The sequence below is a fragment of the Ruegeria sp. AG7 genome, from assembly GCF_056541545.1.
Genome location: NZ_JBQFYP010000002.1, coordinates 219,721 through 241,364 on the forward strand (window position 1 = coordinate 219,721; position 21,644 = coordinate 241,364).

General features: G+C 60.3%; 23 protein-coding genes. 12 read left to right on the forward strand and 11 right to left on the reverse strand.

Translation table 11 applies throughout. From position 1 onward, the window contains the following. Positions 1 to 134 precede the first annotated feature (134 nt). From ACR0BF_RS04060 to glmM, 5 genes are all read left to right on the forward strand, one after another. A complete protein-coding gene (locus ACR0BF_RS04060) occupies positions 135 to 776 on the forward strand; it encodes a cell wall hydrolase (protein WP_480476538.1) in 642 nt (213 codons plus the stop codon). Between the two features lie 73 nt (positions 777 to 849). Further along, positions 850 to 2,223, forward strand: coding sequence for a multicopper oxidase family protein (locus tag ACR0BF_RS04065; protein WP_480624319.1), 1,374 nt, complete (start codon positions 850 to 852; stop codon positions 2,221 to 2,223). Between the two features lie 100 nt (positions 2,224 to 2,323). Continuing rightward, positions 2,324 to 3,244 carry a dihydroneopterin aldolase gene (locus ACR0BF_RS04070; protein ID WP_480476542.1) on the forward strand — a complete coding sequence of 307 codons (921 nt, stop codon included), beginning with the start codon at positions 2,324 to 2,326 and terminating at the stop codon, positions 3,242 to 3,244. Next, positions 3,241 to 4,239 (forward strand): dihydropteroate synthase, encoded by a 999-nt coding sequence (folP, locus tag ACR0BF_RS04075; protein WP_480624320.1) that lies wholly within the window; start codon positions 3,241 to 3,243, stop codon positions 4,237 to 4,239. Before ACR0BF_RS04070 ends, folP begins: the two co-directional genes overlap by 4 nt. Before the next feature lie 33 nt (positions 4,240 to 4,272). Next, entirely contained in the window at positions 4,273 to 5,616 is a 1,344-nt protein-coding gene (gene glmM / locus ACR0BF_RS04080; protein ID WP_480624321.1) for a phosphoglucosamine mutase, read from the forward strand. Here glmM and ACR0BF_RS04085 read toward each other — a convergent pair. Further along, entirely contained in the window at positions 5,613 to 6,515 is a 903-nt protein-coding gene (locus tag ACR0BF_RS04085; RefSeq protein WP_267363378.1) for a DMT family transporter, read from the reverse strand. The genes glmM and ACR0BF_RS04085 overlap by 4 nt on opposite strands. 90 nt (positions 6,516 to 6,605) lie before the next feature. Between ACR0BF_RS04085 and ACR0BF_RS04090 the strand changes: the two genes are divergently transcribed. Both ACR0BF_RS04090 and ACR0BF_RS04095 read left to right on the forward strand, forming a co-directional pair. Continuing rightward, entirely contained in the window at positions 6,606 to 6,905 is a 300-nt protein-coding gene (locus tag ACR0BF_RS04090) for an ArsR/SmtB family transcription factor (protein WP_480604179.1), read from the forward strand. Then, complete coding sequence (locus ACR0BF_RS04095) at positions 6,902 to 7,351, forward strand: SRPBCC domain-containing protein (RefSeq protein ID WP_480624322.1); 450 nt, start codon at positions 6,902 to 6,904, stop codon at positions 7,349 to 7,351. The genes ACR0BF_RS04090 and ACR0BF_RS04095 overlap by 4 nt, the downstream gene beginning before the upstream one ends. 52 nt (positions 7,352 to 7,403) lie before the next feature. Here ACR0BF_RS04095 and ilvC read toward each other — a convergent pair whose 3' ends face one another. Next, positions 7,404 to 8,426 carry a ketol-acid reductoisomerase gene (gene ilvC / locus ACR0BF_RS04100; protein ID WP_480476552.1) on the reverse strand — a complete coding sequence of 341 codons (1,023 nt, stop codon included), beginning with the start codon at positions 8,424 to 8,426 and terminating at the stop codon, positions 7,404 to 7,406. Positions 8,427 to 8,557: 131 nt separating this feature from the next. On the opposite strand from ilvC, the gene ACR0BF_RS04105 reads away from it, so the two are divergent. Together ACR0BF_RS04105 and ACR0BF_RS04110 are read left to right on the forward strand one after the other, a co-directional pair. Then, positions 8,558 to 9,013, forward strand: coding sequence for an Lrp/AsnC family transcriptional regulator (locus ACR0BF_RS04105; protein WP_480624323.1), 456 nt, complete (start codon positions 8,558 to 8,560; stop codon positions 9,011 to 9,013). Then, entirely contained in the window at positions 9,010 to 9,468 is a 459-nt protein-coding gene (locus ACR0BF_RS04110; RefSeq protein ID WP_209504239.1) for an Lrp/AsnC family transcriptional regulator, read from the forward strand. The genes ACR0BF_RS04105 and ACR0BF_RS04110 overlap by 4 nt, the downstream gene beginning before the upstream one ends. Before the next feature lie 6 nt (positions 9,469 to 9,474). Here ACR0BF_RS04110 and ACR0BF_RS04115 read toward each other — a convergent pair whose 3' ends face one another. Then, positions 9,475 to 10,176: a GntR family transcriptional regulator gene (locus tag ACR0BF_RS04115; protein ID WP_480493423.1), complete on the reverse strand. Its 702-nt coding sequence runs from the start codon at positions 10,174 to 10,176 to the stop codon at positions 9,475 to 9,477. 230 nt (positions 10,177 to 10,406) lie between these two features. Here ACR0BF_RS04115 and ACR0BF_RS04120 point away from each other — a divergent pair, with 230 nt between their 5' ends. Beyond that, on the forward strand, positions 10,407 to 11,534 hold the full coding sequence (locus tag ACR0BF_RS04120) for an aminotransferase class V-fold PLP-dependent enzyme (protein WP_480624324.1): 1,128 nt from the start codon (positions 10,407 to 10,409) through the stop codon (positions 11,532 to 11,534). Between the two features lie 12 nt (positions 11,535 to 11,546). On the opposite strand, the gene ACR0BF_RS04125 is transcribed toward ACR0BF_RS04120, so the two are convergent. The 3 genes from ACR0BF_RS04125 to ACR0BF_RS04135 all read right to left on the reverse strand — a co-directional run bounded on the left by ACR0BF_RS04125 (position 11,547) and on the right by ACR0BF_RS04135 (position 13,798). Next, positions 11,547 to 12,743 (reverse strand): UbiH/UbiF family hydroxylase, encoded by a 1,197-nt coding sequence (locus tag ACR0BF_RS04125; protein WP_480624325.1) that lies wholly within the window; start codon positions 12,741 to 12,743, stop codon positions 11,547 to 11,549. A gap of 74 nt (positions 12,744 to 12,817) precedes the next feature. Further along, the gene (locus tag ACR0BF_RS04130; protein ID WP_480554699.1) at positions 12,818 to 13,066 is read right to left on the reverse strand and encodes a hypothetical protein; all 249 of its coding nucleotides are present in this window, start codon (positions 13,064 to 13,066) and stop codon (positions 12,818 to 12,820) included. Between the two features lie 87 nt (positions 13,067 to 13,153). Beyond that, positions 13,154 to 13,798: a pyrimidine 5'-nucleotidase gene (locus ACR0BF_RS04135; protein ID WP_480476564.1), complete on the reverse strand. Its 645-nt coding sequence runs from the start codon at positions 13,796 to 13,798 to the stop codon at positions 13,154 to 13,156. A 100-nt stretch (positions 13,799 to 13,898) separates the two neighbouring features. Here ACR0BF_RS04135 and ACR0BF_RS04140 point away from each other — a divergent pair, with 100 nt between their 5' ends. Beyond that, complete coding sequence (locus tag ACR0BF_RS04140) at positions 13,899 to 14,546, forward strand: GntR family transcriptional regulator (protein WP_267363400.1); 648 nt, start codon at positions 13,899 to 13,901, stop codon at positions 14,544 to 14,546. Positions 14,547 to 14,549: 3 nt separating this feature from the next. Here ACR0BF_RS04140 and ACR0BF_RS04145 read toward each other — a convergent pair whose 3' ends face one another. Together ACR0BF_RS04145 and carA are read right to left on the reverse strand one after the other, a co-directional pair. Then, complete coding sequence (locus tag ACR0BF_RS04145; RefSeq protein WP_480624326.1) at positions 14,550 to 16,427, reverse strand: glycosyltransferase; 1,878 nt, start codon at positions 16,425 to 16,427, stop codon at positions 14,550 to 14,552. An 81-nt stretch (positions 16,428 to 16,508) separates the two neighbouring features. Next, positions 16,509 to 17,675: a glutamine-hydrolyzing carbamoyl-phosphate synthase small subunit gene (carA, locus tag ACR0BF_RS04150; protein WP_480624327.1), complete on the reverse strand. Its 1,167-nt coding sequence runs from the start codon at positions 17,673 to 17,675 to the stop codon at positions 16,509 to 16,511. Positions 17,676 to 17,858: 183 nt separating this feature from the next. On the opposite strand from carA, the gene ACR0BF_RS04155 reads away from it, so the two are divergent. Then, the gene (locus tag ACR0BF_RS04155; RefSeq protein ID WP_480624328.1) at positions 17,859 to 18,344 is read left to right on the forward strand and encodes a GatB/YqeY domain-containing protein; all 486 of its coding nucleotides are present in this window, start codon (positions 17,859 to 17,861) and stop codon (positions 18,342 to 18,344) included. Between the two features lie 21 nt (positions 18,345 to 18,365). Here ACR0BF_RS04155 and ACR0BF_RS04160 read toward each other — a convergent pair whose 3' ends face one another. The 3 genes from ACR0BF_RS04160 to ctaD form a co-directional block, all read right to left on the reverse strand. Beyond that, positions 18,366 to 18,857, reverse strand: coding sequence for a DUF2244 domain-containing protein (locus tag ACR0BF_RS04160; protein ID WP_209504230.1), 492 nt, complete (start codon positions 18,855 to 18,857; stop codon positions 18,366 to 18,368). Between the two features lie 44 nt (positions 18,858 to 18,901). Next, entirely contained in the window at positions 18,902 to 19,501 is a 600-nt protein-coding gene (locus ACR0BF_RS04165; protein WP_480516658.1) for a DsbA family protein, read from the reverse strand. Between the two features lie 122 nt (positions 19,502 to 19,623). Beyond that, positions 19,624 to 21,282, reverse strand: coding sequence for a cytochrome c oxidase subunit I (gene ctaD, locus ACR0BF_RS04170; protein ID WP_267366169.1), 1,659 nt, complete (start codon positions 21,280 to 21,282; stop codon positions 19,624 to 19,626). Positions 21,283 to 21,644 lie beyond the last annotated feature (362 nt).

The following is a 21,644-nucleotide window of genomic DNA, read 5'->3' on the forward strand; positions in this document are numbered from 1 at the left end:
AATATTTTCGCTACGGGCGATTTTCCACTTGCTTTTTTCAAAATACTGGACCTTTGCGTCAGTCTGGGGTATCAGCCTCGTCGCGCCCGCCGGGGGAGGGTAAGGCGCGTGATGTGCCTGTGCGAGGTTATCTGATGCTACGTTACATATTGGCTGTTGCCGCAGTGGCGGCAACCGTTCTGCCGAGTGCATCCTTCGCTGAGAAGGAAGCGACTGATACTGCAAAACAAGAACTTGTCGCCCGCAGCGAGCTGCCAGCGCAAAGTTTTCGGGACTATTTCAAGTTGTTCCAGCCCCGCAAGGCGGCTGAACCTGTCGAAGTGTCCTTCTCCAAAGACTGGCTTGACCAGCAACCAAAGGCCTCCGGTGGTGAAAACTGGAAATGCCTGTCCGAAGCCCTGTACTTCGAGGCGCGCGGCGAAAGCGTGCGCGGCCAGTTCGCGGTTGCCGAGGTGATCCTGAACCGGGTCAAAAGCAGCCGTTTCCCGGATTCCCTGTGCGGCGTGATCCATCAGGGGACCGGCAAGAAATACCAGTGCCAGTTCACATACACCTGCGATGGCCGCAAGGAAGTAATCCACGAGAAAAAGGCGTATGAGCGTGTGGCGAAAGTCGCGCGGGCAGCCATTGATGGCGTGGCGGATGAGTTGACCGAAGGGGCAACACACTATCACACGACGTCGGTGCGCCCGTCCTGGTCGCGGGTCTATAAACAGACCGCGAAAATCGGCGTGCATGTTTTTTACCGTCACAACTACCGGACAGCGAGCAACTGATTGACGCACCCGCGCTGGAAGCTTGCTGGCGTGGGGCAGGTTGCACCCTATATTGCGGGCCAGGAGGCCCGTGATGATTTTGAACCGCAGACACCTTTTGCAATCCGCCGCCGCAGCATTGCTGATGCCGCGTGTGGCCAGCGCGGGTTTTGCACCGCTTAATGCGCGTGTAGCCAAACACCCGATCGCGCCAGCAAGTTATCCTGAAACGGAAGTCTGGACATATGACGGGTCTGTCCCCGGCGTTGAACTGCGTGTCAGGCAGGGCGACCGCATCCAGCGCACCCTGATGAACCAGCTTCCGCAAGCCACGTCGGTCCATTGGCACGGCATTCGCATCGAAAACGCCATGGACGGCGTGCCCGGCCTGACGCAGGACGCGGTCGAGACGGGCGCAAGCTTTGATTACTCCTTCGTCGTTCCCGACGCAGGGACCTATTGGTATCATGCGCATAACCAGTCGATGGAACAGGTTGCGCGCGGGCTTTACGGGCCGCTGATCGTCGAAGAAAGTGCTGCCCCCGATGTGGATCAGGATCTGGTACTGATGCTGGACGACTGGCGGCTTGATCCGGAAACCGCTCAGATCACGGATGATTTCGACAATGGCCATGATCGCAGCCATGCTGGTCGGCTGGGGAATATCATCACTGTCAACGGATCCCTTGACCCGCGCATTGAGGCGCGACGGAACGACCGTCTCCGGCTGCGCCTGATCAACGCCTCCAACGCGCGGATTTTTGACCTGAATCTTGACGGGTTGTCTGGTTGGATCGTCGCTCTTGACGGTATGCCACTGGAAACGCCGATCCCATTGTCTGGGGCTTTCCCAATCGCCCCCGCACAACGCATCGATCTTGTTGTGGATGTCGTGGCTGCGGGCGATACGGCAAGTCTGGTGAGTGTTGAGCGCGATGGTGCCTTTGGCATCGTTCGGTTTGATGTTGACGAACCTCTCGCACCTGCGCCGCGACAAGGCGTGTCAGCGTTGCCGCCCAACCCTTTGCCAGTCATCGAGGATGTCTCATCCGCACCATTGCACCGGATGTCCCTGCAAGGCGGGGCGATGCGCTGGCTGGATAGCGCCCGGATCGGGGACACAGAATTGCCAGGCCAGGAACTGGCGCAGTTGGGCCGGTTCTGGGCCCTGAACGGTTATGCGGAACGCCCGTCCGACCCGTTTCTGGATGCCCGGACCGGGGGTCTTCACAGGATCGAGTTCGTCAATGAAACAGTCTTTCCACATGCCATGCATTTGCACGGTCACCACTTCCGACTGATCCAGCCGGACGGATCGCTTGGCCCGTGGCGCGATACTGTTTTGGTTGATCGCGGACAAACCCGCCAGATCGCTCTGGTCGCGGATAATCCGGGGGACTGGCTGTTGCATTGCCATATGCTGGGACATGCCGCTTCGGGTATGATGAGCTGGTTTCGCGTTACCTGACGCCGCATTCGGCGGTTGGAATGGCGTTTGTTTGAATGTTATAGGCCCTTGCAACGCCTATAGAGGGCAAGCCCTGCAACAAGCCGAAAAGGCCGGACCCATGAGTTCTGAAATCCGACTGGCATTTGCGCACCCGACCGAACGGTCCGAGGCGACCTCGCCCCGAGGGCCGCTGGACCGCATTTCCCTGCGCGACCATATTGTCGAGGTTGAAATCGGTGCGTTTCAGGCCGAGCGGGGAACAACCCAGCGGATCTGTTTCAATATCGTGGTCGAAGTCCGGCCTCTGACCGACCCGATTGACGACGATGTGGATCGCATCCTGTCTTATGACCGGGTGACGGAATCCATTGCCTATGAACTCGCGGCCGAGCGTCTGAACCTGCTTGAAACCCTGGCCGAGCGTGTAGCCGAACGTATCTTGCATGAACCACAGGCTGTAAGGGTCTTTGTTCGCATCGAAAAACTGGATCGCGGCCCAGGCGCTCTCGGGGTCGAGATCGTGCGTGGGAAAGACTCGGTTCATCATGATGTGACCGAGGAAGATCGCCCGCATCCCCGTCTGGTCTACTTGTCGAATGACGCCATCGCCTCGGACAATCTGACCGGGTGGATCGACCAGTTGCAGAACCGACAGCGCCCGCTGATCCTGTGTGTGGGGGCGTCAGACCTGGCTGCGCCGCAAACCGGCCACGCAATGACACAGCGCCGGATTGACCTGCTGGCGATCGAGCAGAACGCGTGGGTTCTGGCCGCGCGCGATCACCGCTGCAAGGTGGTTTCAACCCGGACGGAACTGGACTGGGCCATGAAGAACGGCCAGATCTGTGTCTGGGCCCCGTCCAAGATCGTGCTGGACGCGGTGGATGGTCCGTCCGCCGCGCCCTCCGACGCCGTGGCTTTGGCCGCATGGTTTGCGGCGACCTTTGAAGCCAGCGAAATGATGGTCATCGGCGGCGAATTGCCGAAAACGCCCAAAACCCCCCTGCGGGCTGTGGCCGTGGATCAGGCCGAATTGTGAGCATCTATTTCAGACCGCTGGTTCAGCACGGCCAGACCCGGCCCGCTGGCGCGTATTCTCTGGCCGGTCAGCCCCTGTGGTTTACCCATGTCGAAGCGATTGGGCGCGATACCGCACCGCAGATCATGGCAGCATCGGATATTCCCGGTGGGGCGCTGGAGCGGTTGACCCGCCCGCGCGCACCCATCGCCAGGCTGGATATGCAGGTGCCGCACATCATGGGCATTCTCAACACCACGCCTGACAGTTTCTCGGACGGGGGTGTTCACAGTTCCGTCGAGGCCGCCCGCGATGCCGCTGCAAGGATGGTGGCGCATGGAGCCACCATTCTGGATATTGGCGGGGAATCAACGCGCCCGGGCGCGGATTTCATTCCGGCAGATCAGGAAATTGCCCGCACCCGCCCGGTGATCGAGGCGATTCGCGCACAAACGGATGCCCTGATTTCAATCGACACCCGCAAAGCCAGCGTCGCCAAAGCGGCGTGTGCGGCGGGCGCGGGGCTGGTCAACGATGTCTCGGGGTTCACGTTCGATCCCGAATTGGCACCGTTTTGCGCTGACAAGGGCACACCGGTCTGCGTCATGCATATGCAGGGTGATCCAGCCACGATGCAGGAAAACCCCAGCTACGACAACGTGTTGCTGGATGTTTATGACTTCCTCGAAACCCAGATCGCTCTGCTGGAAAACTTGGGGCTTCGGCGCGACCTGATCATCGTCGATCCAGGTATCGGTTTCGGCAAGACCGAGGATCACAACCTGACCTTGCTGCGCAATCTCAGCCTGTTTCACGGGCTTGGCTGCCCGATCCTGCTGGGCGTGTCCCGCAAGGGCTTTATCGGAACAATTGGACGGGAGCCTGACAAGACTGCCCGCGCGCCGGGTTCAATTGCTGTGGCTTTGGCCGGATTGTCTCAGGGCGTGCAGATCATTCGCGTTCACGACGTCGCCGAGACCGCTCAGGCCTTGCGCCTATGGGCCGCTGTCCGGTAATCCGGTCTCACGGAAAATCACGGAGTGACACCAATGCGCAAGCTGTTCGGAACCGACGGGGTGCGGGGCACGGCCAACACGCATCCGATGACGGCGGAAATGGCGTTGCGCATCGGGGCTGCGGTGGGGCGCTATTTCCGGCGTGATGCGACCGGTGTGCACCGGGTCGTCATCGGCAAGGACACACGCCTGTCCGGCTATATGCTGGAAAACGCGCTGACCGCCGGTCTGACGTCAACGGGAATGAATGTGCTGTTGCTGGGGCCGGTTCCGACGCCTGCGGTGGGCCTGATGACGCGGTCGATGCGGGCCGATCTGGGTGTCATGATCTCGGCCAGCCACAACCCGGCAGAGGACAACGGCATCAAGTTCTTTGGCCCCGACGGTTATAAACTGTCCGATCAGGCCGAGATCGACATCGAAAAGCTGATCGACGAAGGTGTCCGGCCTGCTCAGGCCCAGAATATCGGACGGGCGCGTCGTGTTGATGACGCCCGGTTCAGATATGGCGAGCGTGTGAAATCCTCGCTGCCGCGCGATGTGCGTCTGGATGGTCTCAAGGTGGTGATCGACTGTGCCAATGGCGCCGCCCACCGCACCGCGCCCGAGGTTCTTTGGGAACTGGGTGCAGACGTGATCCCGATCGGGATTTCGCCCAATGGGAAGAACATCAACCTCAACTGCGGATCGACCAAGCCGCAACTGGCCGCCGAAACCGTCGTGGCGCATGGCGCTGACGTTTGTGTCTGTCTGGACGGCGACGCGGATCGGGTTGTTATCGTCGACGAGACCGGTCAGGTCGCCGATGGCGATCAGCTTATGGCGCTGCTGGCGACGGCCTGGAAAAAATCCGGGCAGTTGAAAGGCGATGCCCTTGTGGCCACGGTGATGTCCAATCTGGGGCTCGAACGGCACCTCTCGTCACACGGCATGCGACTGGAACGCACGGCTGTCGGCGACCGCTATGTGGTCGAGCGCATGCGCGAAGGCGGCTTCAACCTGGGCGGTGAACAATCCGGTCATATCGTGATGAGCGATTATGCTACCACCGGTGATGGCCTGATGGCCGGCCTGCATTTCCTGGCCGAGATGGTTCTGTCCGGTCGCAAAGCCTCGGACCTGTCCAAGCAGTTCGAAACCGTGCCGCAGCTGTTGAAGAACGTCCGCTATGCCAGCGGCCAAACTCCGCTTGAAGTTCAGCGCGTTAAAGCTGCCATTGCCGATGCCGAGGCGCGGCTGAACGGGCAGGGCCGGTTGCTGATCCGCAAATCCGGCACCGAGCCGCTGATCCGCGTTATGGCCGAATGCGAGGATGACGCGCTGCTGGTACAGGTCGTCGACAGTATCGTGGCCGAGGTCGAAGCCGCCGCAGGCTAGCGCCCGAACAGAACCCTGCGCAGGCTGAACCATTGGCTGATGGCCATGCCCGTCAGGATCAGGGCCAGGGCGACGTAGAACCGCAGGGGCAGGGCCTCGGACAGGATCCAGGCCCCGAACACCATCGACCAGATCGGCACCTGATAATTCACCAGCGTCAAAAACACCGATCCGGCGCTGCGGGTGATCGAAACCCGCAGCAAATTGGCGAAAGCTGTGGGGATCAGCCCAAGGACAATCAGGGCCAGCGATGGGCGGTTGCCCTGCCAAGTAGGGACACCTTCGACCAGCAGCATGATGGGCACCAGCAGAACAGCGCCGACCAGCAGGGTCAGCGCGGCCAGCGCCAGCGGCTCGACCGGCGGGCAGCGTCGTGTCAGAATCGACGTCGAGGCATAGCAGAGGGCGGCAGAGATACAGGCCAGCTGCGCCAGCGGCTCGGTCCCTTGACCCAGCTTTGCCAGACCGGGTCCGATCAGGACCAAAGCGCCGGAAAACCCAAGGCATACGCCCAGAAACCGACGCAGGTTCAGCGGCTCATCGGAAAAGAAATGCGCCAACGGCAGCACCATCAGCGGAATTGCGGCCATGGACAGCCCTGCAAAGGCCGAGGGCACATATTGCTGCCCCCAGCTGAGCAGCATGAAAGGCACCGCAGTCGACAACACGCCAATCAGCAGGATTGATGTTGTCAGCGCGGGTGTCAAAACCGGCATGCGGCGACCGGTGATCCGCATCAGGACAAGCAACGTCACCGCACCCAAAGTGGTGCGTGATGTCGCCACGGTAATCGGGCCATAGCCTTCCAAAGCCATCGCGACGACCATGAATGTGCCGCCCCAAATAAGCCCCAGCGTGAAAACGCCGCTCCAGTCCTGCTTCGTGGGTTGTTCAACCATTCCATCCCCTTATCCCGCGTGCGCGCCGGTGTCACGGGCTGATCTTGACTTTATGTTAGTTTACACTTACCGTAAGCAATGACTTACGATATGACATTTTCAGCTTTGGGCGATGCGACCCGCAGGCAGGTGTTCGAAGCCGTTGCCAGCCAGCCTCAGGCAGTGGGCGAACTTGCGTCAAAGCTGCCGGTAAGCCGACCGGCCGTCTCACAACATCTCAAGGTGCTGTCTGATGCTGGGCTGGTGACATGCCACGCGAAAGGGACGCGCCGGATCTATGCGGTGCGCCCCGAGGGGTTGGCAGAGCTGCGCAGATGGCTCGACCGTTACTGGAGCGACGTGATGAACAGCTTTGCAGATGAGGTGTCCAGAGCGGGAGAGAGGCCATGACAGACCCGATAGTCAAGACAATTGTCGTAAGTGCCTCTGCTGCGCGCGCTTTCGACATCTTCGTCAACCGCATCGGGACATGGTGGCCGCTGGACAGCCACGCGGTTTCCGCATCGCAGGGACAACCGGCAAGGGACGTGGTTATTGAACCCCGGATCGGTGGCGCGGTCTATGAGGTCATGTTCGACGGAACCCGTGCCGACTGGGGTCAGGTGCTGGCAATTGATCCCGGCCAATCCGTGGCATTCACCTGGCATCCGGGCACCAGCAGGGAGTCTCCAACGCGCGTCGATGTGCGTTTTGAGGATTACGGTTCGGGGCAGGCCAAAGTCACCCTGACGCATTCCGGCTGGGACGTCTGGGCAGGGGAAGCGCCCGAAAAGCGCGGCGGCTACGATACGGGATGGGATTTCGTGCTGGGCGAATGCTTTGCCAAAGCGGTCTGAAACTGAAAAAGGGCGACCGCCTGGGCCGCCCTTTGCCTGACATCGGTCAGACTTAGTTCTTTTCTTTGTCGACCATCTTGCCGGCCGAGATCCACGGCATCATGCCGCGCAGCTTGGCGCCGGTCTCTTCGATCATATGCTCGTCATTGGCGCGGCGCGACGCTTTGATGGTCGGCTGGCCAACGGCGTTTTCCAGCATGAAGTCACGGACGAATTTGCCCTGCTGGATGTCGTCCAGAACCGCTTTCATGCGGGCTTTGGTCTCGTCGTATTTCAGGATGCGCGGACCGGTGACATACTGGCCATACTCGGCCGTGTTCGAGATCGAGTAATCCATGTTGGCGATGCCGCCTTCATAGATCAGGTCAACGATCAGCTTCACTTCGTGCAGACACTCGAAATAGGCCATCTCGGGTGCGTAACCGGCCTCGACCAGAGTTTCAAAGCCGCAGCGGATCAGTTCGACCAGACCACCGCACAGAACGGCCTGTTCACCGAACAGGTCGGTTTCACATTCTTCGCGGAAGTTGGTCTCGATGATGCCCGAACGGCCGCCACCGATGGCCGAACAGTAGGACAGGCCGATTTCCAGCGCCTTGCCGGTTGCATCGTTGTGAACCGCGACCAGGCAGGGCACGCCGCCGCCTTTGGTGTATTCGCCACGCACGGTGTGACCGGGGCCTTTGGGGGCCATCATGATGACGTCAACGCCGTCCTTCGGCTCGATCAGGCCGAAATGGACGTTCAGGCCGTGGGCAAAGGCGATGGCCGCGCCCGGCTTGATGTTGTCATGAACGTATTTCTTGTAGGTTTCGGCCTGCAATTCGTCGGGCATGGTGAACATGATGACGTCGCACCAGGCAGCCGCTTCGGCAATGCCCATCACTTCCAGACCTTCTGCTTCGGCTTTCTTGGCCGAGGGCGAGCCTTCGCGCAGGGCGATGACCAGGTTCTTGGCGCCCGAGTCGCGCAGGTTCAGCGCGTGGGCGTGACCCTGGCTGCCATAGCCCAGGATAGCCACTTTCTTGTCTTTGATCAGGTTGATGTCGCAATCGCGATCGTAATAGACGCGCATTTTGCCGGTCCTTTCTGGTTTGGTTGGGGCGGTTCTACCTGCCGGGCGTCCGATTGGCGATAGGGTTGGGCTTGAGTATTTGTGAAAAAGATGAAGAATAATTCTTGGAAACGGAAAATACCGAAAAAATCATGCTTGACGATATCGACCGGCGCATTTTTCGCCATTTTCAGGCCAACCCAAGCCTGACCACCGCGGAACTTGCCGATCTGTGCCGGATCAGTGCTGGCGTCTGTTGGCGCAGGCTGGAAAAGATGCAGGCGGCCGGGATCATCGAAGGGCAGGAGGCGGTGATCGACTGGGCCGCAATGGGCTATGCTGTCGAAGTGTCGCTTCGGATCACCTTGGACAAGACACAGGCCCGCGCCTTTGACGAGTTTATGGAAGAGGCCCGCAACGTGGCCGAGGTGATCGAAATCCAGACCTTTCTGGGCCGGGTGGATGTCCGCCTGTCGGTCATAGTGCGGGATATGAAGCACTATCAGCAGCTTTATCGGGACCGGATCCTGACCCTGCCGCATATCGCCGATATCGAAGCGCTGATGCATATCGCGCGAGTCAAGCGGGACGAGGTGTTGCCGGTATGATCGAGTTGGACGAGATTGACCGCCGTCTGCTGCGTGCGCTGCAACAGGACGCCACCCAAAGCGCGGGTGCCCTGGGTCGGAGGTTCAATCTGTCTCAACCCGCCACCTGGCGGCGTATCCGCAGGTTGGAGGACGCCGGGATCATCAAGGGCCGAAGGTTGCGCCTGAATGCCGAGGCGCTCGGCTTTGGCGTGACCGTGTTTCTGGGGGTCAAGCTGGCGCGCAAGGGCCAGATCAGCCTTGAGGATTTCGAACGCGCCGTCAGCGCCATCCCTGAAGTTCAGACTGTCGAGCATGTTCTGGGTCTGTACGACTACCGTTTGCGCGTCGTGGCGCGGGACCTGTCCGATTTCGAACGCGTGTTGCGGCGCCGGATCATGACGCTGCCCGGCGCAGGCGATGTCGAAGCGAATGTTCTGCTGAGCGAGGAACGGCTGCCCGGACCGATTGGGTGACCTGCCTTAGTATCTGGTGCGGATGTAATATCCGGGATGATGGGTCAGGCGAGCAAATGTAATCGGTTTGTCTTCTTTCCATGTGGTGCGCTCCATCTGGATCATCGGCGCGCCCGCCGTGGTTCCCATGAATTCCGCCAGCCTTGCATCAGCGGAAATCGCGCAGAACGCAACCTCGGCATCGTTGAACGGAGCGGCATTCAACAGCCACTCATGCGGTCCTTGCTGGGTCAGGTCGGCCTTTTCCACATCGGGGACGGTTCCGATATTGATCCAGCGCTCTTCAAGCTGGAACGGGCGGTTGTCTGCGTAATGCATACAGACGACATGCAGAACCCGCGTCTCGGCGGGGACATCAAGCTGAGAGGACAGCCAGCGGGGGCAGGCCTCGACAGTCCGTTCCACCAGCGCATAGCGATAGGCGGCATTCTGGCTTTCGACCATCTGTCGCGCCAGCGAGAATTCCAGCTTGGCGTGTTTGCTGGGTTCTTTCTTGACCCGCGTACCGCTTTTGCGCTTGCGTTCGATGAAACCCTGATCGGCCAGTTCCCTGAGGGCGCGGTTCACCGTCGCGCGGGCGCAATTGAATTCTTCCGCCAGTTGCGTTTCGGTCGGCAGCAAAGATCCCTGAGGCCACACGCGGCTTTCAATACGTCGTTTTACTTCATCTCGAACGGACTGGAAGTTAATACGCTTATGAATCGTCACAGGAAAAATATCCCTTCAATTAAAAAGTGTGCGCATCTGTTCAGAAGCAAGCAGAAGTGTAAAGGGGAAGTGACACTGGTTGGCGTCATTTTCTTGTGTTCCCAGCGTCCTACAGCACCAAACAGGCCGATTTTACCCGCATTCCGTGGCGTCACTATTTGTCGCGAAATGGCTTTACTGGCCAAGGTAAAGAGACCAAGACTGCACTAACGATATTGAAAGGACGCCATATGCCTGCCTTGCTGAAAAACGTTGACCCGAACGGGCTCGAAGAATTCTCGGTCGTATTCACCGATCGCTCGCTGAACCATATGTCCCAAAAGTTTCAGGGGGTAATGCGCGACATCTCTGCCATGCTGAAAGAGGTGTACAAGGCAGACGGGGTGGCCGTCATTCCGGGCGGTGGCACCTATGCGATGGAGGCGGTCGCCCGGCAATTCGCGCGCGGGGCGGAAGTCCTTGTGGTTCGGAACGGGTGGTTTTCATACCGCTGGAGCCAGATCATCGAAAGCGGCGCCCTGACCAGCTCGACCACCGTGATGAAGGCGCGCGAGACCGGCAATACCAGCCCGTCCCCCTTTGCGCCCGCACCGATTGACGAGGTCGTCGCAACGATTCGCGAACAGAAACCCGGTGTTGTGTTCGCACCGCATGTTGAAACGGCGGCAGGTGTCATCCTGCCGGATGACTATGTGACCGCCCTGGCCAGCGCGGCGCATGAGGTGGGTGCGTTGATGGTACTGGATTGCATCGCATCCGGGTGTGCCTGGGTGGATATGAAAGCCACCGGCGTCGACGTCCTGATCTCGGCCCCGCAAAAGGGCTGGAGCGCATCGCCTTGTGCCGGTCTGGTCATGCTGTCCGAACGGGGCGAGGCGCGTCTGGAACAGACAAGCTCGGACAGTTTCGCCATCGACCTGAAAAAGTGGCGCCAGATCATGCAGGCCTATGAAAATGGCGGTCACGCCTATCACGCCACGATGCCCACCGATGCGCTGCTGGCTTTCCGCGACACCATGGCAGAAACCAGGGGATACGGGTTCGAAAAGCTGCGCAAGGCGCAATGGGCATTGGGCGACGGCGTGCGGGCGATGTTGAAGGAGTATGGCATTGTCTCGGTGGCGGCTGACGGTTTCGGCGCACCCGGCGTTGTGGTCAGCTACACCTCGGACCCCGAAATCCAGAACGGCAAGAAATTTGCCGCTCTGGGGATGCAGATTGCCGCCGGGGTGCCGCTGCAATGTGACGAACCCGAAGGCTTCAGCACCTTCCGTCTGGGCCTGTTCGGATTGGACAAGCTTTATGATGTAGACGCCACCATCGCGCGCCTGAAACGCGTGCTGGATCAGGTTCTGTAAACAGGCCGGGCCTTAGCGAACGCCAAGGCCCATCTGCATCAGCGTCTTGCGCACAGGGGGCAGAGAATAAAGCGCGCTCAGCCCCATTGCGCGCGCATCCCGCAGCGGGCGCGCCTCGATCATCGAGGCGCGGTTCAGCAGGTCGATCCCTTTGACCCGCATCTCGATCTCGGTGTGGCGCGCCTTGTGATATGCGTCCAGCATCTGCGCGTCGCCCAGACCTTCGGGCTGGGATTGCGCCAGATCCAGCAGGCAGCGCAGATCACCCAATGACATGTTCAGCCCCTGCGCGCCGATCGGCGGCACCACATGCGCGGCCTCGGCCATCAGGGCAATGCGCTCACCCGCCAGCCGTTCCGCGGACTGGCTGATGATCGGCCAGATGGTCCGGCGCGATGCCAGCTTCAAGGGGCCAAACAGGCCACAGGACCGGTCCGTCATCGCAGTCTCAAACGCTTCGGCATCAAGGGTCAAAAGGTCAACGGCATTTGGCCCGCGTTCCATCCAGACAATGGCGGACGAGGGCTGCCCCTGCCAATCGGGCAGCGGAACCAATGTGAACGGCCCGCCAGACCTGTGTATCTCGGTCGAGACATTCTCGTGCGGTACGGGATGCGTCACCGCGAACGCCAGCGCTTTCTGCCCATACCGCGTTGTATGCACTTTGATACCGGCGGCCGCGCGCATGGGAGAGTTGCGCCCATCTGCGGCCAGCACCAGCTTGCAGCGGATGCGGCTGCCGTCGCTCAGGCCAACGCGGGCTTCGGCAGTGCGGGTGAACAGGCTGACGGTGCCGGTGCCGGGGCGGAAATCGACATTCGGCAGCTCTGCCAGCCGCGCGACCATTTCCCGGCGCAACAGCCAGTTGGGCAGGTTCCAGCCAAACGGTTGCTCGGAAATGTCGGCTGCGTTGAAATCGCGTATGACGCGGGGTTCGGGCACGTCCCCCCCGGCATCGACAATACGCATGATCTGCAAGGGGGCCGCATGGGCATCCAGCCGTGCCCACAGGCCGCATTGCTCCAGCAGGCCGCGCGCAGGTTGCAGAAAGGCGGTGGTGCGCAGGTCGGAGCCGTCCACATCCCGTTCGGTGATCGGTGGCGCGGGATCTACGCACACCACGTCAAACCCGGCGGTTCCAAACGCCGCCGCTGCGGTCAGACCGGCGATTCCACCGCCGGAAATCAGGATGTCACAACTGTCAGTCATGGCGCCTCTCATCATCTCGGGCAGACCCTAGTTCGGTTCCACCCCCTGCGCCAAGTGACATCCTGTCCCGTATCTCAGCCGCGCGAGATCAGGATCAGGACCAGGAACATCACCGGCACCATCATCAGGGCAGGGATGTAAAGGCCCGGAAGGCCAAACACCATGGCGGAACAGCCCCACATGCTGAGGACCGCGCCGACGGTGTAATACAGGTCCTCCGCCTTGCCGTTGGCCGCGTCGCGGGCCAGCCACCCGAAAACCGGAATTGCAAAGAAAAGGCGCTGCCAAACCGGCAGGCGTCCGGGCATATCGATCGCGCTCATGGGGCTTCTCCGTTCTGTTCGTCGCTCCAGCGCATATAGGGCTGCGCATGCGGGTGCAGAACGTACGGATCGTCGCAGTGTGACAGGCTACCGCAGGCGGGCCAGAAACGCGGTCAGATCGTCCGTGTGATGGTGGATGTGATCGGCCTCATGCGGGTCCGGGGCGACATGAACCGTGCGCATTCCCATCTCATGCGGGGCGGCCAGATTACGCGGGTCATCCTCGAACATCGCGGCTTTGTCAGCCTGAATGCCATCCTGTGCAAAGATGGCTTCAAAGGCGGCTTTCTCGGGCTTTGGCCGATACCCGGCATGTTCGACGCCATAGATTGCATCAAACAGCCCCGAAAGCCCGCGCGCCTGCAAGACCCGCTCGGCGTAGGGCGCGCTGCCATTGGTGTAGACGATGCGCCGTCCGGGCAGGGCGCGAATGTGATCGGCCAGCTCTGCATCCGGGTCCATATGGCTCATATCCACCTGATGCACCGCGTGCAGATAGGGTTCGGGGTCCAGATCATGTTCGGCCATCAACCCGGCCAGCGTGGTGCCGTATTGGCGCCAGTACTGCCCGCGCAGCCTGTCGGCCTCGGCCCGGTCGACGCCGATGGCCTGCACCACGTAATCCGTCATCAAAACTTCGATCTGATCGAACAGCTGCATATGCGGCGGATAGAGGGTGTTATCCAGATCGAACACCCATTGCGTAACATGACTGAAGGACGGTTTGACCATGTCTTTGGTTTAGGGCGCGGACCGGGTGATTTCAATGCCGTACTTGATTGCTGCCCCCAGAGACGGATAGACATGTCCGAACGAGGAGACAGAATACCCCATGAGCCAGACCCGATCCCCCACCAAGGATGCCTATAGCCTGATACTCGAAGCCATTGATGTCGGCGTCTACAAGCCCGGCGATCGTCTGGTGGAAAGCGAGCTGGCAGAACGGTTCGGGGTGTCGCGCACCCCGATCCGCGAAGCGTTGCAACGCCTGGAAACCCAGTCTCTGCTGGAACGGGACGGTCGGTCACTGATCGTGGCGTCGCTGGACCACAACCAGATGGCCGAGCTTTATATCGTGCGCCGCGAACTGGAAGGGCTCGCCGCGCGGCTGGCTGCCAAACACGCCACCGAAGAAGAGATCAGGGTTCTTCAGGACATGGTTCTCGAAGATGACAAGCTGGTGGGCGATCCGATGGCCCTGTCACGTGCCAACCGGCGCTTTCACGAACAGATCCATCTGGCCTCGCACAACCGCTACCTTGTCCAGCAGCTTGATCTGGTGCACCGGACCATGGCCTTGATGGCGACCACGTCGCTGGCCGTGCAGGGGCGCGGAGAGATTGCCCAGAGCGAACATAAAGGCATCGTCGAAGCCATTGCCGCACGCGATGAAGAGGCGGCGGGGCGGGCGCTCAAGGATCATATCTCGATCGCGTTCATGACGCGCCTGAAACAGGACGCAAGTCGCCGCGACAAGTGATTATCAGGTCAGCGGCTCGTCTTCGCTGGCCTGTCCGTGCTGGGTCTTGTCCCAGAAAAACGGGTTGGTCGCCAATTCCCACAACGCCTTGTAACCGGCAATCACGCCTAGCGGGAAATACAGAAACATCGTCGGAACCCAAAGCAAAAGAAACCGCCGCTCACGCGCGGATACGGCGATCAGACCAACACCGATACTCAGCCCCTCTGCCACCAGAAACAGCCCGATCAGCGCGGTTGAGATGGAATGCGGCAGAATAGTCCCCATCGGATTGGCCAACCCCAGGCTTGACAGCCAGAATACCCAGAGAATGGGTGCCAGCAGAAATTGCCCCAACGTGCCCAAAAAGAACGCCTGAAGGCCCAGAAATTTAACGGCACCAAGGTCACGCCACAGTTTTCGCGGGCTGCGCATATGCACCAGATACGTGACCATGAACCCCTTGAGCCAGCGCGAGCGCTGTTTGACCCAGGGCCAGGCCCGGAAATTCGCCTCCTCATATGTTGTGGTATCCACCATTTCGGTCCGGTACCCGGCCCGGCACAGCCTTACGCCCAGATCAGCGTCCTCGGTGACATTGTGGGCATCCCAGCCGCCCAGTTCCAACAGTTTGTCGCGACGGAAAAAGAACGTGGTGCCCCCAAGCGGCACCACCAGCCGCATGCGGGCGATCCCCGGCAGGATCACGCGGAACCAGCTGTTGTATTCGATGGTAAAGCAGCGCGACCGCCAGTTGCTGCGCGGGTTGTAGTAATCCAGAACCCCTTGCAGGCACACAACATCCGGCGCGGCCTGGGTGAAATGCGCCACCACACGCTCGATCTGATCCGGTTGCGGGGCGTCTTCCGCGTCCCAGACGCCGACGAAGTCGCCCCGGCAGAAATCCAGCGCGTAATTCATGGCGCGCGGCTTGGTGGTCAGCCCGTTCAGCTCGGGCGCCTCGACGATGCGCATCCAACTGGGCAGGCTCACCTGCGCAAGGGCATTGCGCGTCACGTCATCCTTTTCCTCAAGCACAAGGATGACATCCAGCAACGCCTTGGGATAGGTCAGCCGCTGTAGCCTGTGCACCAGAGCGTTTGCAATCTCGCGCTCCTTGTACAATGGCACCATGATCGACACGCAGGGCTGCCGCAATGTGATGGCAGCTTCGGTGTGGTCCGGCTGCGTTCTCAGACGATGCCAAAGATAAGCCAGCGTGCCAGCCGTCCGAAAGACGGCAAAAAGCACCAGAGTTCCCACAGCCATGCCCAGCATCGCCAGCAGGCCAAACGCCGGGAACAAGGCAAACAGCCCCAGCACACACAACAGGGCCACCGACGGCCCTACGCGCGACCTAAGGGTCCAGTTGCGGCAGCTTTGCGCGGGATCAACTCGCGTTTCCGCCGATCTGGCCAAAGACCCCGAGAATTGCCGCGCGATCGTGCGGTCGATCTGATCGGATGCCGCCAGCACCGGGATCACGGCATAATCGCATTCGCGCATTTCGGCGGTCACGGTTGCGAACCGGTCGGGCCGGGCCGTGGCCACCAGAACAAGGGGGCCAATCCGCATCCAGGGGATGACATTGTGTTGCAGCCAGAAGTCGACCGGCATCAGCCCGCTCAGTTCCGGCATCGGCGGGATCTGTTCAAGATCCGCAATCTGCCAGCCGGATTGCGCGGACAGCGCGCTCAACACGTCCTGCCGGGTGGCATAGCCTTCGCCGACCAGTATCTCTCCCAGCGGAGCGTTCTGTCTGGTTTGCTGGCTCAGCGCATGGTCCAGCTGGGATCGGGTGATGGTTCCGGTTTCCAGCAGGCAGGTGCCCAGTGGTTTCCGATACCCGGGCGCAGGGATCGGTGCGGCGGACGTGAAATCCAGAAGATCAAGCTCAGCCATAACAAAACCCTGGCGCAGTTACCTGCGCTCAGGGTTGTTCGAACAAGGTTAACGCCCGGTTAACACTGCACAGACAAGCAGTTATGCCTGTATTTTTTTCTTTTCCATCGCCTCGGCGAAGCGCTCGAACAGATAGAAACTGTCCTGCGGTCCGGGCGATGCCTCGGGGTGGTACTGCACCGAATAGACCGGCCGGTCCGCCATGCGGATACCGCAGTTCGAGCCGTCAAACAGCGACCGGTGAGTTTCCACGACGCCATCGGGCAGGGATTGCGCATCGACGGCAAAACCGTGGTTCATCGAGGTGATCTCGACCCTGCCGGTGTCCAGATCCTTGACCGGGTGGTTCGCGCCATGGTGGCCGTGGTTCATCTTGACCGTCTGACCACCCAGCGCCAGCGCCAGCATCTGGTGTCCAAGGCAGATGCCGAACACAGGCAGGTCTGTCGTCTCCAGAATCTCTTTGATCATTGGAACAGCGTATTCGCCTGTTGCTGCCGGATCGCCGGGACCGTTCGACAGGAACACACCGTCAGGCTGATGTGCCAGCACGTCGGCTGCGGTCGCAGTCGCGGGCAGAACGGTAACGTCACATCCAGCGGATGCAAGGCAGCGCAGGATGTTGCGCTTGGCGCCATAGTCAATGGCAACAACCTTGTGGGCGGGGGCCTTCTGACGATGGTACCCATCTGGCCAGGCCCACCGCATCTCATCCCAGCGATAGCTTTGTGCGCAGGTGACATCCTTGGCCAGGTCCATGCCCTCCAGCCCGGCAAAGCCGCGCGCGGCAGCCACCAGCGCCCCAATGTCGAAGTTTCCCTCGGGATCATGGGCCAGCGCCACATGCGGGGCGCCCTGCTGCCGGATGGCACGGGTCAGGCGGCGGGTATCGACACCACCGATGGCGATGCGCCCTCGGCGCGCCAGCCAGCCCTTGAGTTCCTCGGTCGAGCGCCAGTTTGATGGCTCGGTCGGATCCCATTTCACAACCATGCCTGCCGCGACCGGATCACCGGTTTCGTCATCCTCGGGGTTCACACCGACATTGCCGATATGAGGGAATGTAAAGGTCACGATCTGCCCGGCATAAGACGGGTCGGTCATGATCTCCTGATATCCGGTCATCGCCGTGTTAAAGCACAGCTCGGCCACAGTTTGCCCGGTCGCACCGAAGCCTGCGCCGTAAAACAGGGTTCCATCGGCCAAAGCCAGACATGCGGTGGGCTTGGACGGGGCATTCGGGGCCATGGCGCGACTCTCCTGTAGGGTAAATCGGCGCATACCTAAGGGGGTTGCGCGTCTGGGTCAAGTCTGTTCAATTTTTAGGCTATTGTTGTTTTTCAATGGGTTAACTGTATTCACCCCCGGTTGTGTCAGGCTTTTTGTTTCGATATGGTCGGGGTTCCTTTGTCATGGGGATGGACAAGCCAAATGGATATGCGATCACGGGTGAATGCAGCCCTGAAGCAAGCAATGAAAGACAAAGCAGCCGAGCGTCTGTCGACGCTGCGGTTGATCAACGCCGCCATCAAAGACCGCGACATCGCGGCACGTGCGTCCGACAATGAAGAAGCAAAGGGATGCAGCGACGCAGAGGTTCTTGAAATCCTTGGAAAAATGACCAAGCAGCGCAAGGAAAGCGCACGCGCCTACGAAGAGGGCGGTCGCCTGGATCTGGCCGAACGCGAGATTCGCGAAGTCGAGGTGATCGAGGAATTTCTGCCCAAACAGCTGGATGACGATGAGGTCAGCAAGGCCATTCAAACCGCCATCACGGCAACCGGCGCGGGTTCGATCCGCGATATGGGCAAGGTGATGGGCGAGTTGAAGACGCGCTATACCGGCCGGATGGATTTCGGCAAGGTCGGCCCGATGGTCAAGGATCACCTGTGCGCAGCCTCAAACGGCGATTACTGAGGCACTAGGCCCTGTGAATTGCTACTGCGCGACCGGCTCGCGCAGTCTTAGAACAAGCTCGTCATAAAGCGTGATCCGCTCATCTTCGGACAGAAACGCCCCGATTTCGACCTCGCGCCCGTCTCCGACAAGGGTGACATAATGCGGAACCGGGCCGCCTTTCTCGTGCATCGCCGGTCGCGCCCAATAGCGGTTGCAAGACCATTCGTGCTGCTCTTTGCCGGGGGTATGGTGCACCAGCCGCGCATGTGTGCCCGACAGGGTCAGAACCTCGAAAACACTGCGGGCGCGGTAGTTGGTCTTGATGGCCAGCCAAAGCCCCAGCACAGTGATCAGCAGAAACGGCAGCAGCCCCCACAGGATCACGGAACCAAGCGTGGCCAGCAATGGGATCAGGCCAAACAGGAACACCGACAATATCGTGATCATCGCCCCTCGCGGAGGCAGCGAGTTATGCGGCCAAAGCCGCAGTTCCTGTTCGGTTTCCGAGGTCTGATTCCACGTGTAGGGCATACCGCGAACATAGCGCAGCGCGGCCTCATGTCGACGGGTTTTGATCAGACGACGTGGCCGACCCGAGACCAGGATAGGGCGTCATCCAGACGATCGTCACCCCAGAACACCTCTTGCCGGACAACAAAGCTGGGGGCGCCGAAAACACCCAGTTTGACGGCGGTTTCCGTCTCGGCCTCAAGGGCCGCGACGATGTCGTCGCCTTGCGCGCGCGCCAGGGTCAGTCGGGGGTCCTGCTGACACCGCAAAAGCGCCTCGGACAGTGCACTTTCGCTACCGGCTTCCACCCCTTCTTCGAACCAGATGCGATAAAGCGTCTGGGTGAACGTCACGCCCCAGCCGTCCATCATTCCAAGCACCGCAACCTGATTGGCCAGCGGCAGATTGGAAATCGGATAGGGCGCGGGCAGGTTGGCGTGGATGTGGTACTTGGCACAGCGGCGTTCGATGTCGCGCCACATATAAGCCGATTTCACAGGCTTTCCGGCAAAAGGAATATTCTGCTGGGCCGACATCACCGTACGCACGTTGAACGGGCGCCAGTTCACCGTGGCGTCATGCTGGGCGCACCATTCGTCCAGACGCATCACGGTCAGGAAGCTGTACGTGCTGCCAATGGAATACCAAAAGTCGATCTCGGGCATTGCCGACCCTCCGACTGTTCCGTCCGCACATCATAGCTGATTTCGGGGCACTTGGCGAACGCGAGGTGAGGGCAAAGAAAAACCCCGCCACCTGGGCGGGGTTTCTTTGGATCAGATCGAGATCAGTGCGCGTGGCCCTTGTCCCAGTCTTCCTGCTTGGGCAGCTGCTCGAACGTGTGCTCGGGCGGCGGCGTGGGCAGGGTCCATTCCAGCGTATCCGCATACTCGTTCCAGTAGTTGGGCCGGGTCTCGCGTGCGCCACGCAGCAGGGCGTAGATCACGATGCCGAAGAACAGCAGGAACGAAGCGAACGAGATGAACGCACCAATCGACGAAACATAGTTCCACTGCGCGAACGCCTCGGGATAGTCGATGTAGCGGCGCGGCATGCCCTGACGACCCAGGAAGTGCTGCGGGAAGAAGGTCAGGTTGGCGCCGATGAAGAACATCCAGAAGTGAACCTTGCCCCAGAACTCGGAATATTGGCGACCGGTCATTTTCGCGAAGTAGAAATACATCCCCGCAAAGATCGCAAAGACGGCACCCAAGCTCATCACATAGTGGAAATGCGCAACCACATAGTAGGTGTCGTGATAGGCACGGTCCACGCCTGCCTGCGACAGAACCACACCGGTCACACCGCCAACGGTGAACAGGAACAGGAAGCCGAAGGCAAACAGCATCGGTGTCTTGAACTCGATGGAACCGCCCCACATGGTCGCGATCCACGAGAAGACCTTAACGCCCGTCGGAACCGCGATGACCATCGTGGCCAGCATGAAATAGGCCTGCTGACGCAGCGACATGCCGACGGTGTACATGTGGTGCGCCCACACGACAAAGCCCAGAACACCGATTGCGATAATCGCCCAGACCATCGGCAGATAGCCAAAGATCGGCTTGCGCGAGAAGGTCGCGATGACATGGCTGATGATGCCGAAACCGGGCAGGATCACGATATACACTTCCGGGTGGCCAAAGAACCACAGGATGTGCTGATACAGGATCGGATCGCCGCCACCGGCCGGATCAAAGAAGGTAAAGCCAAAGTTGCGGTCCATCAGCAACATGGTGATTGCGCCCGCCAGAACCGGCAGCGACAGCAGAATCAGCCACGAGGTGACGAAGATCGACCAGCTGAACAGCGGCACCTTGAACAGGGTCATGCCGGGGGCACGCATGTTCAGGAAGGTGGTGATCATGTTGATCGCGCCGAGGATCGAGGAGGCGCCCGATACGTGTACGGCAAAGATCGCAAGGTCCATGGACATGCCGCCCTCGGTCGTGGACAGCGGCGGGTACAGAACCCAGCCCACGCCCGAACCCATCTGATCGTTACCACCCGGGCTCAGCAGCGAGGCGACGCCCAGCGAGGTACCGGCAACATAAAGCCAGAAGGACAGGTTGTTCATCCGCGGGAACGCCATATCCGGCGCGCCGATCTGCAACGGCATGAAATAGTTGCCAAATCCGCCGAACAGGGCAGGGATGACAACAAAGAACATCATCAGAACACCGTGATAGGTGATCATCACGTTCCACAGATGCCCGTTGGGTGTACACGGGTCGGCCATGAAGCCTTCAAGGCACATGTACTGAACACCGGGGTGCATCAGCTCGAGCCGCATGTAAACGGTCATCAGAACCGAGATCAGACCGGCCAGAGCCGAAACGATCAGGTACAGAATCCCGATGTCCTTGTGGTTGGTCGACATGAACCAGCGCTGGAAAAAGCTGCGCTGGTCTTCATGGTCGTGACCATGAATGGCTGCGTCTGCCATTATAGGTGCCTCCTGTTGCAACTACACCGCGCAGCCGGACCTCTCCAACGCGCGGGATTCCTGCTGGTTTTAGAATGCGTAGGGGCGACCTTCAATGGCCGAGTTTGATCTGGATCAAGATAAATGGCCGCACCCCCCTTGAAAACGGGTGTTCGAGAAGCCGGGATCTGAGCGTTCGGGGGGCTGGTGATACGGCGGATCTGGTACCTGTGTTCAGGTTGTCCTCAAACGGGACGGGCTCTCAAAGCCGACCCGGCAGGCGTGAACCTTTGCCGCCGGCCCAATCCGCAGGATCAAGGACAGGGAAGGGGGGTGTTGAGCCCGGAGCCGCCGTTGTATTATTGGGTCGTGTCAGACCTGAC

Bases quoted from the DNA above. Each gene is read 5' to 3' on its own strand.
- carA (WP_480624327.1), bottom strand. From the start codon at position 17,675: ATGGCCCCGAATGCCCCGTCCAAGCCCACCGCATGTCTGGCTTTGGCC.
- ACR0BF_RS04060 (WP_480476538.1), top strand. From the start codon at position 135: ATGCTACGTTACATATTGGCTGTTGCCGCAGTGGCGGCAACCGTTCTG.
- ACR0BF_RS04125 (WP_480624325.1), bottom strand. From the start codon at position 12,743: ATGACTGACAGTTGTGACATCCTGATTTCCGGCGGTGGAATCGCCGGT.
- ACR0BF_RS04085 (WP_267363378.1), bottom strand. From the start codon at position 6,515: ATGGTTGAACAACCCACGAAGCAGGACTGGAGCGGCGTTTTCACGCTG.
- ctaD (WP_267366169.1), bottom strand. From the start codon at position 21,282: ATGGCAGACGCAGCCATTCATGGTCACGACCATGAAGACCAGCGCAGC.
- ACR0BF_RS04095 (WP_480624322.1), top strand. From the start codon at position 6,902: ATGACAGACCCGATAGTCAAGACAATTGTCGTAAGTGCCTCTGCTGCG.
- ACR0BF_RS04145 (WP_480624326.1), bottom strand. From the start codon at position 16,427: ATGGCTGAGCTTGATCTTCTGGATTTCACGTCCGCCGCACCGATCCCT.
- ACR0BF_RS04090 (WP_480604179.1), top strand. From the start codon at position 6,606: ATGACATTTTCAGCTTTGGGCGATGCGACCCGCAGGCAGGTGTTCGAA.
- ACR0BF_RS04105 (WP_480624323.1), top strand. From the start codon at position 8,558: ATGCTTGACGATATCGACCGGCGCATTTTTCGCCATTTTCAGGCCAAC.
- ACR0BF_RS04120 (WP_480624324.1), top strand. From the start codon at position 10,407: ATGCCTGCCTTGCTGAAAAACGTTGACCCGAACGGGCTCGAAGAATTC.
- ACR0BF_RS04160 (WP_209504230.1), bottom strand. From the start codon at position 18,857: ATGCCCTACACGTGGAATCAGACCTCGGAAACCGAACAGGAACTGCGG.
- glmM (WP_480624321.1), top strand. From the start codon at position 4,273: ATGCGCAAGCTGTTCGGAACCGACGGGGTGCGGGGCACGGCCAACACG.
- ilvC (WP_480476552.1), bottom strand. From the start codon at position 8,426: ATGCGCGTCTATTACGATCGCGATTGCGACATCAACCTGATCAAAGAC.
- ACR0BF_RS04070 (WP_480476542.1), top strand. From the start codon at position 2,324: ATGAGTTCTGAAATCCGACTGGCATTTGCGCACCCGACCGAACGGTCC.
- ACR0BF_RS04165 (WP_480516658.1), bottom strand. From the start codon at position 19,501: ATGCCCGAGATCGACTTTTGGTATTCCATTGGCAGCACGTACAGCTTC.
- ACR0BF_RS04135 (WP_480476564.1), bottom strand. From the start codon at position 13,798: ATGGTCAAACCGTCCTTCAGTCATGTTACGCAATGGGTGTTCGATCTG.
- ACR0BF_RS04155 (WP_480624328.1), top strand. From the start codon at position 17,859: ATGGATATGCGATCACGGGTGAATGCAGCCCTGAAGCAAGCAATGAAA.
- ACR0BF_RS04065 (WP_480624319.1), top strand. From the start codon at position 850: ATGATTTTGAACCGCAGACACCTTTTGCAATCCGCCGCCGCAGCATTG.
- ACR0BF_RS04130 (WP_480554699.1), bottom strand. From the start codon at position 13,066: ATGAGCGCGATCGATATGCCCGGACGCCTGCCGGTTTGGCAGCGCCTT.
- ACR0BF_RS04140 (WP_267363400.1), top strand. From the start codon at position 13,899: ATGAGCCAGACCCGATCCCCCACCAAGGATGCCTATAGCCTGATACTC.
- ACR0BF_RS04110 (WP_209504239.1), top strand. From the start codon at position 9,010: ATGATCGAGTTGGACGAGATTGACCGCCGTCTGCTGCGTGCGCTGCAA.